The organism is Streptococcus sp. VTCC 12905 (assembly GCF_049893385.1).
Taxonomy (GTDB): Bacteria; Bacillota; Bacilli; order Lactobacillales; family Streptococcaceae; genus Streptococcus; species Streptococcus suis_AA.
Genome location: NZ_JBMVJC010000008.1, coordinates 57,687 through 76,032, shown reverse-complemented (window position 1 = coordinate 76,032; position 18,346 = coordinate 57,687). Strand labels below are relative to the sequence as shown.

16 protein-coding genes and 1 pseudogene are annotated in these 18,346 nt (G+C 40.5%); 4 read left to right on the top strand and 13 right to left on the bottom strand.

Annotation, left to right across the window (positions count from 1 at the left end; all coding sequences use genetic code 11):
* Positions 1–88: 88 nt before the first annotated feature.
* The 5 genes from menA to ACPC58_RS04560 all read right to left on the bottom strand — a co-directional run bounded on the left by menA (position 89) and on the right by ACPC58_RS04560 (position 5,663).
* Complete coding sequence (menA, locus tag ACPC58_RS04580; protein WP_434065392.1) at positions 89–1,051, bottom strand: 1,4-dihydroxy-2-naphthoate polyprenyltransferase; 963 nt, start codon at positions 1,049–1,051, stop codon at positions 89–91.
* A complete protein-coding gene (locus ACPC58_RS04575) occupies positions 1,044–2,093 on the bottom strand; it encodes an FAD:protein FMN transferase (protein ID WP_434065390.1) in 1,050 nt (349 codons plus the stop codon). The genes menA and ACPC58_RS04575 overlap by 8 nt, the downstream gene beginning before the upstream one ends.
* Positions 2,094–2,166: 73 nt before the next feature.
* Positions 2,167–2,667 (bottom strand): FMN-binding protein, encoded by a 501-nt coding sequence (locus tag ACPC58_RS04570; protein ID WP_434065389.1) that lies wholly within the window; start codon positions 2,665–2,667, stop codon positions 2,167–2,169.
* A 94-nt stretch (positions 2,668–2,761) separates the two neighbouring features.
* Entirely contained in the window at positions 2,762–3,751 is a 990-nt protein-coding gene (locus tag ACPC58_RS04565) for a polyprenyl synthetase family protein (protein WP_130554684.1), read from the bottom strand.
* Between the two features lie 19 nt (positions 3,752–3,770).
* Positions 3,771–5,663 carry an FAD-dependent oxidoreductase gene (locus ACPC58_RS04560; RefSeq protein WP_434065388.1) on the bottom strand — a complete coding sequence of 631 codons (1,893 nt, stop codon included), beginning with the start codon at positions 5,661–5,663 and terminating at the stop codon, positions 3,771–3,773.
* 182 nt (positions 5,664–5,845) lie between these two features.
* On the opposite strand from ACPC58_RS04560, the gene ACPC58_RS04555 reads away from it, so the two are divergent.
* The 4 genes from ACPC58_RS04555 (at position 5,846) to ACPC58_RS04540 (ending at position 10,185) form a co-directional block, all read left to right on the top strand.
* A complete protein-coding gene (locus ACPC58_RS04555) occupies positions 5,846–6,385 on the top strand; it encodes a Gx transporter family protein (RefSeq protein ID WP_289649332.1) in 540 nt (179 codons plus the stop codon).
* A 349-nt stretch (positions 6,386–6,734) separates the two neighbouring features.
* On the top strand, positions 6,735–8,099 hold the full coding sequence (locus ACPC58_RS04550; protein ID WP_434065387.1) for a TrkH family potassium uptake protein: 1,365 nt from the start codon (positions 6,735–6,737) through the stop codon (positions 8,097–8,099).
* Positions 8,100–8,111: 12 nt separating this feature from the next.
* A complete protein-coding gene (locus tag ACPC58_RS04545) occupies positions 8,112–8,777 on the top strand; it encodes a potassium channel family protein (protein WP_434065386.1) in 666 nt (221 codons plus the stop codon).
* Positions 8,778–8,847: 70 nt separating this feature from the next.
* Positions 8,848–10,185: an MATE family efflux transporter gene (locus ACPC58_RS04540; protein ID WP_217374710.1), complete on the top strand. Its 1,338-nt coding sequence runs from the start codon at positions 8,848–8,850 to the stop codon at positions 10,183–10,185.
* A 149-nt stretch (positions 10,186–10,334) separates the two neighbouring features.
* On the opposite strand, the gene ACPC58_RS04535 is transcribed toward ACPC58_RS04540, so the two are convergent.
* The 8 genes and pseudogenes from ACPC58_RS04535 to ACPC58_RS04500 all read right to left on the bottom strand — a co-directional run bounded on the left by ACPC58_RS04535 (position 10,335) and on the right by ACPC58_RS04500 (position 18,342).
* The gene (locus tag ACPC58_RS04535; RefSeq protein WP_130555170.1) at positions 10,335–10,592 is read right to left on the bottom strand and encodes a DUF896 family protein; all 258 of its coding nucleotides are present in this window, start codon (positions 10,590–10,592) and stop codon (positions 10,335–10,337) included.
* Positions 10,593–10,603: 11 nt separating this feature from the next.
* Positions 10,604–12,640: a glycine--tRNA ligase subunit beta gene (glyS, locus tag ACPC58_RS04530; protein ID WP_217374709.1), complete on the bottom strand. Its 2,037-nt coding sequence runs from the start codon at positions 12,638–12,640 to the stop codon at positions 10,604–10,606.
* The gene (gene glyQ / locus ACPC58_RS04525; RefSeq protein ID WP_105096502.1) at positions 12,640–13,557 is read right to left on the bottom strand and encodes a glycine--tRNA ligase subunit alpha; all 918 of its coding nucleotides are present in this window, start codon (positions 13,555–13,557) and stop codon (positions 12,640–12,642) included. The genes glyS and glyQ overlap by 1 nt, the downstream gene beginning before the upstream one ends.
* Positions 13,558–13,576: 19 nt before the next feature.
* Complete coding sequence (locus ACPC58_RS04520) at positions 13,577–14,338, bottom strand: elongation factor Tu (protein ID WP_434065385.1); 762 nt, start codon at positions 14,336–14,338, stop codon at positions 13,577–13,579.
* A gap of 454 nt (positions 14,339–14,792) precedes the next feature.
* Positions 14,793–14,936 carry a hypothetical protein gene (locus ACPC58_RS04515; RefSeq protein ID WP_165390479.1) on the bottom strand — a complete coding sequence of 48 codons (144 nt, stop codon included), beginning with the start codon at positions 14,934–14,936 and terminating at the stop codon, positions 14,793–14,795.
* 166 nt (positions 14,937–15,102) lie between these two features.
* A pseudogene (locus ACPC58_RS04510) lies at positions 15,103–16,056 on the bottom strand (IS30 family transposase).
* A gap of 263 nt (positions 16,057–16,319) precedes the next feature.
* Positions 16,320–17,261, bottom strand: coding sequence for a lactate/malate family dehydrogenase (locus ACPC58_RS04505; protein ID WP_434065384.1), 942 nt, complete (start codon positions 17,259–17,261; stop codon positions 16,320–16,322).
* Positions 17,254–18,342, bottom strand: a complete 1,089-nt coding sequence (locus tag ACPC58_RS04500) for an iron-containing alcohol dehydrogenase family protein (RefSeq protein ID WP_434065383.1) — start codon at positions 18,340–18,342, stop codon at positions 17,254–17,256. The genes ACPC58_RS04505 and ACPC58_RS04500 overlap by 8 nt, the downstream gene beginning before the upstream one ends.
* Positions 18,343–18,346: the final 4 nt, after the last annotated feature.

Below are 18,346 nucleotides of genomic sequence, written 5' to 3'. Positions count from 1 at the left end.
GTCTTCATAGCTCAATTTCATAAAAATAGCACCCCAAAAGTTAGATTTTTTCTGTCTAACTTTTGGGGTGCGGTTCATAGGCTGTGTCTTATTTATTAAATATAACGGCTACTAGCAACGTAAGCACATATACTCCTGAAAAGAGAACAAAACTTTTTACTGCTTCAATAAAAGTTTCGCCCTTCACTTGCTTTTTCAAGAATCGTTCCAAACTATGATAAGCAGGTACTAGACCAAGCAAACCAATCAATGCCCAGAATGGCAAGAAACCTGTCAAACAGTACAACAGCCACAGCAACCATGGTAAACTTGCCAAGACAAAGTATAGTTTCAAAGCATTTTTCTTACCGATGTAGTAGACCAAGGTGTAGCGATGGTTGCGAATATCTTCTTCTAAATCACAGGTGTTGTTCGCCAACATGATATTAGCAATCAAAGTAACTAACGGAATAGACATTAAAATGATTTCCAATATCCTTGTCCAAGAGAATTGTACAGTCATCCACTGACCGCTCACCTGGCTCGTCAATAGCAAATCTGGTTGCTGAATAAATACAGCTAAAAAGAAAATTCCAAATCCCATAGTTACTCCAGAAAAGACTTCCCCCAGTGGCATTCTCGACAATGGAATAGGACCAAATGTATAAAAGATTCCAATGAGAAAGCATAGCGCCCCCATTGGCAAGAGTAGCCAGCTTGTACGCCAGACAAGCAATAAAGAAATCAGGATGGAAAAAATAAGTAAGGTAAAAATAATACCAATCATTTGCTGAAAATCAAGCGAAAACTTCCCAATCACATTACTTTCTTGACGATAGGCTTCATATTTTGCCTTATGATAATCCATACTATTGTTTATTGCGGTGGTGCACATATCAAAACTCAGTACTGCCAGGACAAACAACAGCGTATTCAACCAATTAAAAGTCTGATAGCGATAAGCTGCCCATAGAAGCCCCAGTGTCATAGGAAAGACACTGGCGACCTTTGTTTTGATTTCGACAAATTCTAGAAATACGGGTAAACTAAGCCCGTTCTTTGATTTATTCACTGACAAGATGATACTCCTCATTCGTTAATTCAAAGCTATCTTTAAGTCCATCGCTCAGATGAACACCGTGCTCCTTATCAATAAAGACCGCTTCAACTCCATCCATTTGATTGATGAAAGCAAGTCCTTTTTCAACACCGAGCAAGAAAAGAGTTGTAGACAAGGCATCTCCTTGAACCGAGGTTTTCGAAAAAACTGTGACTCCTGAAATATCATTTTCTACAGGATAACCTGTTTTAGGATCTAAAATATGGTGATATTTTACACCATCTACCTCAATATACCGTTCATAAATACCAGATGTAACGACTGAATCATGTGTCTCTGGAACTGAGCCAACCGTGGCCCCTCGAACTTGATCCGGATCTTGAACGCCAACGTTCCATCCTTTTTGTGTTTTCGGTGAGTCACCCATGACTACAACATTCCCACCAAGGTTGATAATGGCTGTAGTAATCCCTTTACTTTCAAACAACTCTCTCACTTTATCCGCAATATATCCTTTTGAAATAGCCCCAAGTTCTAAGGTCATTCCTTTCTTGATATAGACTGTTTGGTTTTCCTTATCCAGAGCGATATCCTTGTAGTTTATATATGGCAAAGCAGCCTGTATTTCTTCATCGCTGGGTTTACGTGCATCTTCATCCCCGATTTTCCAGAGATTAGTCACAGCACCGATTGAAATATCAAATAAACCATCACTCTCTTCACTAGTCTCGATAGCTTTCTCAATTACTTCAAAAGTCCGATCATCTACTTTGACAGCTTCTTTTCCAGCCGACTGATTGATCCGATAAACATCTGAACCATCCAAATTCGTTGACAGCAGACTTTCCATTTCCTTGATATAGACGATTGCCTCATCCATCACTTCCTCTTGATCATCGTGAAAGATACTCAATTGCACTACTGTATGTAGTAGACTCTCGCTACGAGTCAATGGAGTTTTTACGACAGGTAACGTTTCCGTTTTCTTAGCTCCGCATGCTACTAGGAGAAATGTGGCAATACAAATTATAAATAAACGGATTCCCTTTTTCATTAACTCTTCCTTTCTAATAGAAAAACACAGTAGCCAGCCTGGGGCTACTGTGCCTTCATTTTACTGACTGATATTAGTCAAGTATGATTGTATCTGTATTTCCTTCTTCAGCAGCTTTCAAAAGTGCCTCAGTTGATTTTTTGAAGTTTTCAGAAGTAGTTGTTGCACCTGAAACTACTTCTACATCTGCACTTTGTGCTGCAAGAAGCTCTTCATCAAGTTTATCTGTAGCTTCTGCAGAAGATACACCTGATTTTTCTTTCATTGTTGCATTGTATTCGGCATTTTCTGATTTCAAATTACCATCTTTGTCCACGTAATCAGCAGTTGAAGCTGTAATTTTACCACCTTCGATAGTGATTTCGTGAACAAATTTCCAACCGCGTTCATCAAATCCTGACTCAGCTTTGTAAGTACCATCTTTCCAAGCTGATGCTGATGAAGATTCAGAAGTAGTTGTTTCTGCTGTTGATGATGATGTTGTTGTTGATTCTTCTTTAGCACCACATGCTACCAAAGTTACAGCAGCACCGAGAACTAACAAACTTTTCAACATCCATTTTGTGTTTTTCATGATAAAACTCCTTTGTTTTATGTTAATAACTATACTATAATGATATAACTTTTTCTTCTATCTGTCTAGTCAAAATTGAAAAAAAAATCACAAATTAGAAGTATTTTTTGAATACGTTTTCTATGATTCGATCAAATGATTCTTTTTCTGAAATCAGCATTCTATTTGCAAAATTGTTGCATTTAATAAGGTAGGAAGAAATCAAGCTTTCCGTTTTTTCAATAGCACCTGTAGCCTTGATTTTTATTGCCAACTTATCCAGAGCTTCAGTCTGTGGATTTTCAATATACGCTTTTAAATCCTGACGAATTTCCTTTTTTTCTCTTAAAGCAAGTAACAATGGGGCAGTATAAATACCATTTTGAAGATCCTGCAATTGAGGCTTACCAGATACTCTAACATCCAATTGGTAATCAATTAAATCATCTCGGATCTGGAATGCCATACCAAGGGCTTGACCTGTTCGAAAAGCTAGTCCACTTTCTTTCTTCGACTGTCCTGGCACAAAAGCTCCCAATTGGCATGACAAACCAAAGAGAAATGCTGTCTTCCCTTGTATTTGTTTGAGATAGGCTTTCATAGTCATTTCTGTATCAAACTGATTCATTAATTGAGACAACTCTCCTCTTAAAATGGTTTCCATGAGTTTATCATTGCCTAAATTCATATCTTCCTGAGATAGATCTTGTAACCGTAACCCCTTGGCCAACAAACGGCCTGAATAGGCCAAAAGATAATCACCAGTATAGATTGCAATCCGATTTGAAAATTGCTGATGGACCGTGATAACTCCCCGTCTTTTATCTGCCCCATCGATCACGTCATCATGTATAAGGGTTGCTAGATGTAAAACTTCAAGATAAGCAGCAAAATACAACTTAGATTGATGAATTTGCCCTTCTTTCATCTGTGCAAAGAGCAGACAAAGGCCAGCACGCAAGTATTTACCAGGTGCCTCTACATACTCAACAATCTTTGTTTTTACTGCTGGATGCAGAACCATCATCTCTGATAAGATGATGGTTTTAACCTCTTCAAGCCCCCTTTTAATGTCTGGGTGGGCATCCCAAATTTGATGTACCACTTAACTGTTAAAATTTCCTTTATTTATTATCCTTGATTCTGTAAATATGCTTGGGCTTCCCATAAATGGTCTTATCAAGGAAGCGACCTAACCATGGCATAATCCAATAATCTAATCCAAATGCTCTACCTGCACCATTCATTAATGAAATTGCTGCTGGGATAAACCAAATATTTACCCAGTAGAACATACCCGATAAGCTGAACATAACTACTAAAGCTACTGTTGCAGCAGATACAATCCATACAAATGCTCCTGCAATCAAGGCTAAACCAATTCCGATTTCTGCAATAGTCATGAATTTTTGCATAAAGAGCGCAACTTCTTGGTTCGGTATCATGAATTCCATAATTGACGCAAACCAGTCAGGCATTTTTTCTAAAACGGTCATCGGTGTTTCACCATAGGCGTAGCTCAATCCAAAAATTGGTTCTGCTACTTCCGCTGCGGTAGTAGCAGCTTGTGAAGCGTTTGAAACTGCCTCTGCTGCAGAAGCTCCAGAAACTGGATCAGCTAACCATGGGAATGGGAAGACAACTTGATCACCAAACCATGACGTTGTTCCAAATAGTCCAAACCCTTTTTTCACACCTTCATAGAGCCAAACTGATCCATAGAATAAACGCATCGGTACTGACCATAAAAGATTGCCCTTACCAGAAGTATGTCCACCAAAGATGTTCCGTTTATTTTTAATATCAAAGAACTCATGACGCACATAAGATCCCATGTAGAAGAAACTTCGGATAGTAAATAAGTATAGCAAGTTAACCATATGCTTCACTGCCATAGCAAAGAAACCAGACATATGGTATTTATCCATCAAGAAAGCAACACCATAGCGTGATCCGATAGATACCATAAAACCATCATACTTGCCTTTATAACTGTGCTTTTCTCCGCCGTTAATCGCTGCGATGATATTGCTTGCTGCAGTATGACCAGTTTGTTCAGCTGCTTGAACGATTTGAGGGGTCGGTTTTCCTTTTGATTCTTCAAAGTAAACCAAGTCACCAGCCACATAGACATTTTCTTTGCCTTTGGCTTCCATAAATTCATTGGCAATTAGGCGACCTGCACGTGCTTTTTCAATACCGAATTCACTAGCGTCAGAATTTGCTTGAACCCCTGCAGTCCAAATAGAAGTGTAGGTTGGAATTTGACGGCCAGAAGCCAATGTTAAGCTATCTTCTTGAACACTCGCAACACAATCACCAAGTACTAATTCAACGCCTTTTTTCTCAAGGTATTTACGAGCCTTGACTTGTTCTTTTTCAGTAACCATAGCCAAGATATTTGACGTTGCTTCAACAACCTTGAGTGAGAATTCTTTCGGATCCAACTTGAACTCACGCGCCAAAATTGGTACCCAATCAATTAACTCACCGATCATCTCAATACCAGTAAAGCCAGCGCCGATAACTGTAAAGGTCAGAAGGGCACGTCGTTTTGTTTCATCATGTTCACGCATGGCACGGTTGCAAGCATCAATGATGTGGTTATGCAAACGCTCAGCTGCCTCAATAGACCATAAAGTGAAACCATGTTCCTTGACACCTTTGACACCAAAGTCATTAGCCTCACCACCCATAGAAAGTAGCAAATAATCAAATTCCAAGGTTTGGTGTTCAGCAACGACTTGTTTTTTGTCGTAGTCAATCTCTACAACCTTATCAGTAACCAACTGAACCTTTGGATATTTTTTGAAGATACGTTGTAGGTCATATTTGATTGCATTAGCTTCCACACGTCCTGCAGCTACTTCATGCAACTCTGTCATGTAAGTATGGAAAGAGTTTTTATCAATCAAGGTGACGCTTACATCTTCGTTTTTCTTAAGCGTTTTCCCTAATAGTCGAGCTGCTGCAATCCCTGCGTACCCAGCACCGACAATCACGATATTTTTCGTCACAATTAATCCTCCTTGTGAAAAAAGCAACAATTTATAACGAAATCATTATATCTTAATATCTTATATATTTCAAGCGTTTTCAATAATTAGTGGTATATCTGCATATTTGCATGGTAACGAAAAAAAATGTAAGATAACTAGTAGGAAAATAATGCCAAGAAAGAATATTTCAAAAGTCAATGATGAATTCCAAACGTAAAACCTTAAATTTTATTACGATGTTAGCTGCACAAGCTGTCGTAATTTCGGTAGTTGAACGATTAATCCCCACACCTTTCTCTTTTGCCCCTGGCGCTAAACTAGGCCTTGGCAACCTCATCAGCTTGATTGCAATATTTACACTCCCTGCGAAAGATAGTGTAAAAGTGGTTTCGTTACGCTTACTTATTTCAACTTTTCTAGGTGGTACTTTCTCCACTTTTCTCTATAGTTTTGCAGGAGTGACTCTAAGCTATATTGTAATGTTATCTGCAAAACAACTCGGTCCTCGTCGGGTCAGCCCAATTGGCATTTCAATACTGGGAGGTATGATGCACAACGTCGGTCAATTGATTGTTTTCGCTACCATCGCTCGCTCTTTTTATGTATTGAACTACCTTCCGATACTTTCTTTTAGCGGAATACTTTCTGGATTTTTGGTAGGATTGGCCGCCACTTACTTGCTTGAAAAGGTGGGTCCTCTTCGTTACTATCACCAAAAAATATTAGCTGAGTGGAAATAGCTTTCTTTATTTAATCTGAATGCAAAAAACCTAATGCATATAGATTAGCCAATAGTATATATTCAACTGCTTGATAATCAGTTCCGATTAATACGATACAAAGTCAGCTCACAAAATGAGTTGACTTTTTTTGTTACCAAGTGGCCTATCATTATTATTTTAGCAGAATAATCGACAATCTATCGTCTGAATTTTCTGCATATAACCTTTTACAAAACTGGTTTTCAACAGGTTATAAAATCCCTTGATTTTCTTGATAATTTCATAAACATTTTAATTCATTATTTCTTACCTTTTTCAACTATTTGTGCTACAATAGCTTCATATTTAATTATCAAAAGGGAATATCATGTCTTTTTTATCTATCAAACTAACTCCAAGTCAACGAATTATGTTAAGCTTTCTATTCGTGATTTTGGTCGGTTCCATCTTACTCAGTTTACCTATTTCGCAAGCTGATAGCTCCGTCGCCACTTATTGGGATCATCTTTTTACAGCAGTCTCCATGGTCTGCGTAACAGGTTTGTTTACTCAAGCTGTTTCTGAAACCTATTCCATATTCGGTCAGATTATCTGTATTCTTCTGATTCAGGTTGGTGGCCTCAGTCTTATTGGTTTCATTGGCTTGTTTGCTCTTCGTGGCGGTCGAAAGTTGGATTTCATGAATATGGCTACGCTCCAAGAAGCCTTATCTCGTTCTGATACCAAGTACTTTCGTAGCTTTATCAAATCTGCCTTCGCTTTCACTTTGGCCATTGAATCTCTAGGTGCTCTCATTCTAACATTTCAGTTCGTTCCAGATTTTGGCTGGCAACAGGGAATATTCAATTCCATTTTTGTCGCTGTTTCTGCCTTTTGTAATGCAGGATTTGATAATTTTGGTGCGACAAGTATTGTCCGTTATGTTGATAATCCATTAGTAAATCTCACTTTAGCTGCCTTAATTATTATGGGGGGACTAGGTTTTTCCGTCTGGTTTGATTTTCAAACACAAATTTTATTCAGAAGACACTTTAAAAAAAGACACTTTAAAAAATTACGTTTTCATACCAAGGTCGTTCTTGCTATTACAGCAATCATTTTATCTGCTGGTACACTACTAACACTTATTACAGAGTGGAAAAACCCTGATACTATTGGAAATCTCCCGTTTTGGGAAAAATTACTTGTTAGTTTTTTCCAAACTGTTACCATGCGGACTGCTGGTTTTGCAAGTATTGACTTCACAAAAGCGGAACCAGTTACCCTACTTATCTATATTTTTCAAATGATGCTTGGCGGAGCTCCTGGAGGTACTGCCGGGGGGATCAAAATTACCGCCTTTCTCACTATAATTTTATATGCTCGTAGCGAAATTTTAGGATTGCCGAATACAAATTTCATGTCACACACGATAGATATTTTAACAATTCGTAAAGCATTTGCTACCTTCTCTGTCTTCTTAATGGTCTTCCTTGCTGGTCTCTTTGCGATCGTAGTGACCGATGCTGATAAACCACTTATTTTCTTAATGTTCGAAGTCATGTCTGCTCTCGCGACTGTTGGTGTTACTGCCAATTTAACTCCAACCTTGAGTATGGCTGGACAAGCTATTATCATGGCCCTCATGTTTTTTGGTCGTATTGGACCACTATCTATCTTAGCCAATCTTTCCAATCGAAAAATTTCGAAAAAAGAAGGATTAAAATATGCCAAATCATCTATGTTAGTTTAATAGGGGAAAAAAATGTCAACTTACACTATAGGAATTTTAGGTCTCGGCGTTTTCGGGACTACCATTGCTAAAACATTACACAAATATGATTGTAACATCATCGCTGTCGATAACCATGAACAACAGATTAACCAACTCGAGTCTATCCTAACACGGGGCGTAGTGGGAGATATCACGGATAGATCACTGTTGCGTGCTGCAGGTATTCAAAACTGTGATGCTGTAGTCGTTGCTACAGGTACCAACCTAGAATCTAGCGTTCTTGCTGTAATGCACAGCAAAACGTTGGGTGTTCCTAAGGTCATTGCCAAAGTTAAAGGTACCACTGCAAAAGAAATCTTATTACGTATCGGTGCGGACAAGGTAATCTCACCAGAAAGAGAAACAGGTATCTCTCTTGCTAAACATTTAATTCACCGCAGTACTACTAGTGTTTTTGAATTAGATGGTAACGTTTCTATTGTTGAATTCAGACCACCCAAAAAATGGTTTGGAAAAACATTGGCGGAATTGCAATTACGTCAAAACTACAAAATGAATATCATCGGCTACCGTTGTGGAGAAAATCAGGAATTAAACATTCAATTGACACCTGATTATGTTTTCAATGAAGATGAGCTGATTACAGCAGTTACAGACCACAATACCATTGACCACCTTGAAGATTTAACCGACTAAACCTAGCCCACTAACCCAGCTTTATCGGAATGTTAGTGGGCTTATACTTTGCACCTTTTCAGGAGATTTTATGAATGATTTAACTAAAGGAAGACCAATCATTGTTATTTTGCGTTTCACTCTTCCTCTCTTAATCGGTTCTTTTTTTCAACTAGCTTATAATTTTGCCGATTCCATGATTGTCGGCCACACCCTGGGTGAGGAAGCTTTTGCCAGTGTAGGGACGGCCGGTAGCCTTATCTTTCTAATTGTAGGTTTTGCTCAAGGATTGACCAGTGGGCTAGCCATTGTTACCGCACAGCGTTTTGGGGCTAAGGATACTGTTGGCCTCCGCCACAGTTTTGTCCATGGGGTTTTCTATTCCATTCTTGTTAGTCTAGTATTAACTGTCCTTTCGCTCATTTTTCTACGACCTATTCTAGAATTGTTACAAACACCAGTAAATTTAATCGAGCATTCTTATGCATTTATGGTTGCTATATTTGGTGGAATGGTGTTTACCATTTTATATAACTATTTGTCCGCTGCAATTCGGAGTTTAGGTGATTCAACCACTCCACTTATAGCTCTCATACTGGCTTGTATCATCAATATTATTCTCGACTTTTTCTTTATTTTAAATGTTGGGTGGGGTGTATTTGGCGCTGGTTTTGCTACCGTTACCGCTCAAGCAGTTTCTGTCCTCTACCTTCTCTTTCATATTAAACGAAAAATTCCTCAGTTTCATCTTACAAAATCTGATTGGAAGTTAGATAAAGATAATTTGAAAAAGCATGCACAGGTTGGTTTCCCCATGGGATTTCAGGCAAGTATTATTGCAATTGGAGCTCTTACCCTTCAAGCAATGCTCAATCAGCTAGGAACTCAAGCCATTGCTGCTCAAGCCATTGCTAGTAAAACCGACCAGTTAGCTATGCTGCCTATGATTAATTTAGGTCTAGCAGTCTCCACTTTCACTGCTCAAAACTATGGTGCAAAAGAGTACAACAGGATTTTAGAAGGACTCAAACAAGCGCTTTGGATTGATATTGCCTGGTCGATTGTTTATGCAATACTACTGGTTATCTTCCATAGTTTCTTCTCTAGTTTGTTTTTGCCTGATGCTAGTTTAGAAGTTCGCTCTCTCGCATTGAGCTACTTCATAATCAATGGCAGTTGTTATTGGATTTTGGCCATTCTCTTTATTATTCGTAGCTTCGTTCAAGGTTTAGGTAAAGGTTTCATTCCAACCTTAGCCGGATTTGGTGAACTTATCATGCGAGCAGGGGTGGCAATTATCGGGCTCCAATTATTCGGATTCTATGGAGTTGCCGCCGCCAACCCGGCAGCTTGGATAGGAAGTATTTTAGTTCTCATCCCAAGCACAATTATCCTCTCCCGCAAACTAAAAAAAGGAGAGACTGTTTAATCTAAAAAACGCATGACCTATGTCATGCGTTTTTAAAATAGCATTTTCGTAGAAATTGGATATGAAGGACATTCCAAAGCATAGCGTAGCTGATGGTAAAAAAAGACTAGAAAACCTAGTCTTTCACTTATTTTTTTAGTAATATAAATTTAGGAATTTGGATTATCTAAACTACGGCCATGCAAGCCTTTTTCACGTTGGACTTGACGAAGTTTCTCTGGCGTCACATCGTTGCCATCTTCATCAACCAGCTTAATCCCCTCAATATGATGACGGATTGCTCGACGATATCCCTCGATATATTCTTCCCTGAGCTGAGCCTGTTCAACTTTTTCCTCTGGTGTCAAGGTACCAGCTTTTTTCTTTTTAGCCAATTCATTGATCCGATTGATTTTTGCTTGTTCCATCTTTTCCCCCCCTACTTACTATTCAAGAGATTGAAAACTGCCACTACTGAAGCCTTATCTGCCAAGGCTTTTAAGAGGGCTAAGCGGTTGGCTTTTACGGCCACATCATCTGCCATGACCATGGTATTGTCGAAGAAGGCTGCGATAACTGGGCTCAATGCAAAGAGCTTATCCAAGTTGCCTGCCATGTCTTCAGTCAATTCCAAGCCAGCCACTGCTGCAGCAAGAGTTTTCTCCTGCTCGTTTTCAAAAAGTGCCTCGTCAATCGCAGTCGCCTCCGCCTTTTCAGCCAAGTTGAAGACCCGTGACAAGTTTTCCACGGCTTGCTTGTAGTCAGCCTCTTTTGATTTTTGGAAAATTGCAGAGCTGGCTGCCAGTTGCAGTCTGACCACAAAGGTTGAGCTGGCAAGTACAGCCTCACGGATGTCTTTCGGAATCGCTTTATCCATCATTTTCTCTACACGGGCACGAATAAAGTCCATCACAGCTGACTGGTTGTCATAGGTCAAGCTGGCAAAGTTCAAGCTGTAGAGCTCCGCAATCAACTGATCCAATGGAATTTCCCAACCAAATGCTTCCAAGATCCGTACGATGCCTTGTGTTGCACGACGAAGAGCGTAAGGGTCGTTTGAACCAGACGGAATCAAGCCAACTGAGAAGAAGGATAGAAGGGTATCAAATTTGTCAGCAAGTGCCAAGACCGCACCGACCTTGCTCTCAGGCAATTCGCCTTCTGCTGAATTTGGCAAGTAGTGCTCACGGATTGCCGCTGCCACCGCAGGTTTTTCCCCTGCAAGAAGGGCATACTTCTCACCCATAATCCCTTGCAATTCATCAAACTCACCAACCATACCTGTCAAGAGGTCAAACTTGTAGATGTCTGACGCACGTGCCACATCCGCTTTTTCATCCGCAGACAAGCCAGCTAAGTCGGCCAGTTTTTCTGCGATAACTTTGGTACGTTCCATATGCTCGTAAAGTGAGCCGATTTTCTCATGGAAGGTCACGACTTTGAGGCGTTCTACCAAGTCGGCAATCTTGAGTTTTTGGTCCTCACGCCAGAAGAACTCACCATCTTCCAAACGGGCCACTAAGACTTTTTCATTTCCTTTGATAACATTGTCAAGGTGTTGGTCGTTACCATTCCGGACGGAGATGAAGTTTGGCAAGAGCTTGCCAGCCTTATCACGCACCACGAAGTAACGTTGGTGGTTTTTCATGGAAGTGACCAAAACTTCTTCTGGTACCTCCAAGTATTTGGTGTCAAAGGAGCCCATAAAGGCAGTTGGGAACTCAACCAGATTGAGAACTTCATTAAGTAGGCCTTCGTCGATCTCAACGGTCACATTGTGTTTGTCCTCGATAGCCTTGATTTGCTCGACGATCATATGTTGACGCTCTGCGGGGTCTGTAATGACAAACTGTGCACGCAAGTCTGCCTCGTAAGAATCTGCACTTGCAATCTCAGTTTCATTTCCAAGGAAACGATGACCACGGCTGATGCGAGCTGACGAAATGTCCAAGAAATTCATATCCAATGCTTCATCGTCCAAGAGAACGGTCAGGGTGTGGACAGGACGGATGTAGGCGAATTTGTTGGACGCCCAGTTCATGCTGACAGGAAAGGTCATAGCCTTCAAGACCTCTGGAATGCCCGCCAAAACTGCCTTTGCTGGCTGACCAGCTTCATGTTTGGTCACGTAGACATACTCTTCACCCTTAATCTCGCGGAATACGATGTCCGCTGTCGTCAAGCCTTTGCCACGGACAAAACCTTCTGCGGCCTTGGTGAAGTTTCCGTCTGCGTCCAAGGCAATCTTCTTAGCAGGCCCCTTGAAATCTTCCGTCAAGTCAGTCTGCTGGTCCGCCAAACCACGGACACGAACAGCCAAACGGCGTGGTGTTGAAAAGACATCGATGCTATCAAAAGCCAAACGGTTGTCTGTCAAAAAAGTCGCCATGCGGTCACGCAACTGGTGCATGGCTGGGGTTACGATATAGGCAGGAATCTCTTCCAAGCCAAGTTCAACAAGTAAATTCTTTGTCATTATTCTGCGTCCTCCTTCAACAATTCTGCTCGTGTTGCTTCGTCTAGAAGTGGGAAGCCTAGTTTCTTCCGCTCTGCCACAAAGGTTTTGGCAACAACACGAGCAAGGTTACGGATACGGGCAATGTAGCCAGCACGCTCAGTTACAGACACAGCTCCGCGGGCATCGAGCAGGTTAAAGGTGTGAGAACATTTGAGCACATAGTCAAAGGCTGGGTGAACCAAGCCTTCTTCCAAAGCCCGCTCTGCTTCTTTTTCAAACTTAGTGAAGTTTTCAAGGAGCATATCTTGGTCCGATACTTCAAAGGAGTATTTTGAATGCTCATATTCTGGCTGGATAAAGATTTCGCCATATTTAACGCCGTCTGCCCATTCGATGTCGTAAACGGAGTCAACTTCTTGGATATAGGATGCCAAACGTTCCAAACCATAAGTTACTTCGGCTGTGACTGGACCTGTCGCCAAACCACCAACCTGTTGGAAATAGGTAAACTGCGTGATTTCCATACCATCCAACCAAACTTCCCAGCCCAACCCAGCTGAACCTGTTGACGGGTTTTCCCAGTTGTCCTCAACGAAACGAATGTCGTGCTCCAAAGGATTGATGCCCAAACGCTTCAAAGACTCCAAGTAAAGTTCTTGAATATTAGAAGGCGATGGTTTCATAACCACTTGGAATTGGTGGTGCTGATAGAGACGGTTTGGGTTTTCCCCGTAACGACCATCCGCAGGACGACGACTTGGCTCAACATAAGCCGCATTCCATGGCTCAGGACCGATAGCACGCAAAAAAGTGTAGGGACTCATAGTACCAGCACCTTTCTCCGTATCATAAGCCTGCATGAGCAAGCACCCCTGCTCATTCCAAAATTGTTGTAAGGTCAGGATAATTTCCTGGAAAGTAAGTTTTTTTGACATAAGTTACTCCTGTTTCTTTTTAAATTTCTTTTTCTAATAATTCTTCCTGCACAAACCAGTTGAGTAGCGAAATGCTTTGGTCTGACTGCGTCCATTTATGATAGGTTTCAAAAAGTGCTTGGACCGAACCTACTTTCTCTACTAACTGGTCAATGGTGAGAAAACTTCGCCAGTACTCGTAAAAAATACTCGCGTAATCTCCTTCGTAAGTGGATTTTCCAAAAGCATCCAAGGAATGCCAGCCGTGTTTTTCTTGAAAGAGGTCAACCAAGAGCTGATTACAGAACCGCTCTTGAGCAAACTCTTCTTCTGTCAAAAAATACTGTCTGCTGATGTACTCGACCATGCCCTCTTCAAACCAGATGTTTGCATCATAGTCCGCAAAGTCATCCAGAGAAAGGTCTGACCAATGCGCCAGCTCATGACCGATAATTTGCAACAGATGATTTTCCGACAAACCTTTGTAGTGAGCACTCAATGTCTGCAAGTCTGGGCTGTTCTCGTAGCTATCTAGTTGATGCTGGTAAATCTTTTTCCAAACTGCTAAGTCTGGTGTCATGACCATGCGGATGTCATTAGTGTAGGCTGGTACGGGACTTTGGCCAAGTAATTTTCTTGCGGCTTCTTCATTCGACCAGATAAGAGCTTGGGGCAAATCACGAACTTGATATTCTTTCCTTAAGAACTGGATATAGTCATGCCATTTTGCCTCATATTTTGTGACAAACTGCTGATAGTTTAACAGTTGTTCTTGACTATCTACTAGATAAAAGTTCTTCATCTCCTCCCTCTCATCTCTGGCAAAACAGAAAAAGAACCACATTCTCCTCCCCTGTCCACAGACATAGGGGCGTTGAGAACGCGGTTCCACCCTAATTTATTACTTCATTATTGTTTGATTGTGACCGAAAGCGCCAATTATTTCCATTTCTACTCGGCTTCCACCACCCCGAACTCGCTTGAGAAATCTAAGAAATAACATTCTTTCTTATAGAGCATTATAACAGAAAATGATAAGGTTGTCTAATAATACTCTCATTTAAAACTCAGTCAAAAATGTTATCTTTCGAAATACTTGACTTAAAACCACACTCCGTACATTTCCATACGTATTTATGGTCATCAAATCCATGTTGGTCATTCAAATATTCTCCACATCCATCACAATACCAGTCTGTCTCTGGAAATCGTTCATCTTGTGAGTTAAAATAATCAAAAATCGACATATTTTCTCCTTAATCATCTTCTCCAAATCCATATCTTATATTTGCATAGCCACAATGCGGACAGCGAACATAAGCATAATTGTTATCTCCATCTTCCCAAGGTAAAGTTAATTCACCCCCAGCTAGAGAATGTTGGCAATTTGCACACTCCATTTGAAGCCCCCTCCATAATATTCCTTTTAGGAAGGCTTGGCTGGAAAGTCAAGCCTTATTATATGTAGTATAACAAGCGATTTGTCAAGTAAAAAGTTGATTTTTAGAGCTAAATCTCCTTTTGATATTCTCCAAATCACCAAAAATCCCAAATTTCAAGTTGAAATTAGCCACCCATAAGAAATTCACTCGGCGACTTGTAGTCCAAGCATTTTTTAGGGTAGTTGTTAATCCAATTTTCGATAAAAGCGACTTCTTTCGAGGTCGTTTTCTTGATTCCTTTTGGTAACCATCTACGAATCAATCGATTGTGATTTTCATTTGTTCCCCTCTCCCATGAAGAGTAGGGATGCGCATAGTAGATATACTCCTGAGGAAACACTTCAGCCAGACGACTAAATTCTGTACCGTTATCTGCAGTAATTGACAGAATACGATGTTCCCTCAAGATTCCCTCCAGTGCCTGATTGACTGATTCAGTGGTTCTGTTAGGTATCAGACGGATGATTTGGTGTCTACTCCGACGGTCGGTTAAGACTAAAAGACAATGATTTTTCACTCTAGTTAGTTGAACTGTATCAATTTCATAGTGACCATTTTCTAAGCGAAGATTAATAACGTCAGGACGTTCTTCGATAGATTTGCCTGCTGGTTTAAAGTTAGGACTAGCTTGCTTCTTGAAACTTTTCCCTTTTCTAGGATAAAGCATGTCTGCTTTCGTCAATCCTAAATGGCCATTATGAAACCAATAGTAAATGGTTGAAATGCCCACTTTCATTTTCTTCTTCTTAACCATCATTTCAGGAGAAAATTTTTGCTTAGTATAGTGTACTATTTTCTCTTTCAATTCTTTCGTTAGGATTATCTTTTTTACCGATCGTTTTCGATTAGTTTGGTATACCGTTTGTGCATAGTCGGCAGAATAGACTTTTTTGTACAGCCCTTTTCGCACTTGTTGTAAGGTTGTCCCACGATTGACTTCGTTATTAATCGTCTGAGGAGCCTTTCCAAGCAACCCAGCAATTTCACGATTGGACATATTTTCATTTTTCTATCGTTCAATCAGTCGACGGTTATCTTTTGTCAAATGTTTGCCTTTTGGAGTATAATGTTTTTGCATCTCTGTGCCCTTCCTTGTGTTTGTGGTGAACAACAAGTATAGCACAGAGGTATTTTCTTTTGCCTTAAATTGGGTTTCATTTGACAACAGGAACCCTTGAACCTGTTTTGTCAGCAAAACCAAGGCTACTATTAGCCTTGGCCACTTAGCCTAACAGCTTCAAGCCTGTTATCAAATGAAATTACCGACTTACTCAAAGATAGCGAAACAATTTTTTTGAGTAAAGCAAGGTGGCTAACTTCATTATAGAACTTTCAGATAAATCATAAAATCAATTGATCCCAATCACCTGTTTTAGCAATGTCTACTCGTTCACGAATAATTTGCGCGGAACGATCAAGTAACTCCCGTTCACCCTTTGGTAAATCGAGAACGACTGAGTCTTCAATTCCATTACGTCCAACCAAGGCTGGATAGCCTATATAAGTATCAAAACTTTCCAAATAATGGGATACCGGCAAATTCACTCTGCTATTAGACAAAACTGCCTCAATCAAAGTCTTAGCAGCTGCTGCAATTGCAAAATTGGTATAGCCTTTACCAAAGAATACCGTATGTCCGCCAACACGCGCCTCAACTGCCAGCTGGCTTAATTCATCAGTTGAAAGTAGTTGCTGAATTGGCGTTTGATTCACCCAAACTTGACTCCAAGCCGTAAACTGAGAATTTCCATGTTCACCAAGATTATAGCCTGAAACACTGACGGGTGAAACACCAAATTTTTCCCCTACCGCACGCTTCATTCGAGCTGTATCTAGTAGAGTTCCTGTACCGATGACCTTTTCTTTCGGGAAACCTGTGTAAGTTTGATATAGTTGGGTAATCACATCAACTGGATTTGTGATAACGATTAAGATTCCTGAAAAACCAGATGCCACTAATTTCTTAGAAACATCCTTCACTTCCTGACTAGTAAAAGGAAGCTCTGCAAAACGACTATTGGCAGCATTTGCTTGCAATAAAATATTGCCTAAACTAGATACAACAATATCTGCATCGCTTAAGGCTGAATAGTCATTAACGACAAAATCTGCAAAGTAACCTGTATTGGCAACTCGATCTTTCATATCTAGCACGTCTGATGCTACTTTTTTTTCATCCTTATCAATGACCACGTAACTATCAAAGACTTGCCCTGCAATTAAATCATGAAGCAAGGTAGCCCCCACATGTCCAAGTCCAATAATTCCAATCTTTCTAGTCATGAGCTGCTTCCTCCACTATTTCTTCCAGCCGTTGCATAGCGGCAACTACTTCATCAGCTGTAATATCCCGACGAATGTTTACATAACTTTCAGTCGGTACCGTTGCTAAATCAGCAACCTTTTTCATAGCTGATAAGCGATTCTCTTCAACTCCAAATTGGTCCCAACGGTAAATATAGCCATTTTTCTTATAGAAAGGAAGGAGCTTACGAACTTCGTCCTCATCACCTGTCAAACATAATTGAACCAAAATTCCATATGCGACTTTTAGCCCATGCGCAATCCGATGTGTTTCATGCAAAACCGTCAACCCATTGTGCAAAGCGTGGGCACCAGAAACATAATCACTAGTCTGGCAACCAACATTTGCTGCAACAACATAGACTGTATCAACCATTCGCTTGAAAGCAGGTGTAACCTGTTTCTTATCCACTGCTTCAAGAACAGACTCAGTATCTTGCAATAGAATATCTTGACTAACCTGTGCAGTTGCCAGGGCTAATTGGACTGTCGCTGGTAAATCCTGTCGCAATTTTCCACGATGGATGGCTTCTAATTCGTACCATTTTGCTAATGTATCTGAAAGTCCACTAATCAAGAACTCTTTGGGAGCATCTACCAGTAAATCATAATCAACGACTGTCATAAATCCAGATCTTTGGCAATAGTCAATCGATTTAAAGGTATGATCAGGGTGATAGGCAACTAGAAGCGGTGTTGAGCATGCACATGTCGCGACTAGTGTAGGAATCAACACAACTTCTACATTTAATCGATCAGCAACTCCTTTTGTCGTATCCATGACCTTACCACCACCAATGCCAACGATCACATCAGCTTCCAGTTGACGAGCTTGAGCTGCTAACCGTTCCATATCCTCATGACTAGCTGTTTGATCATAGAATAGCACTGGCCAATCTGACTCTTTCCCAAAATGTTTGACAAATGCCGCATAAGATTTTTGACCAGTTATTACGACAGGGTGTTTAAATAGAGAGAGGCAGTCAGGTAACTCTTTAAGTGCTCCTTGTGATGCTACATACTGACCCGGTTCACCTCGAACAAGTTTTGCAAATTCCATAGCC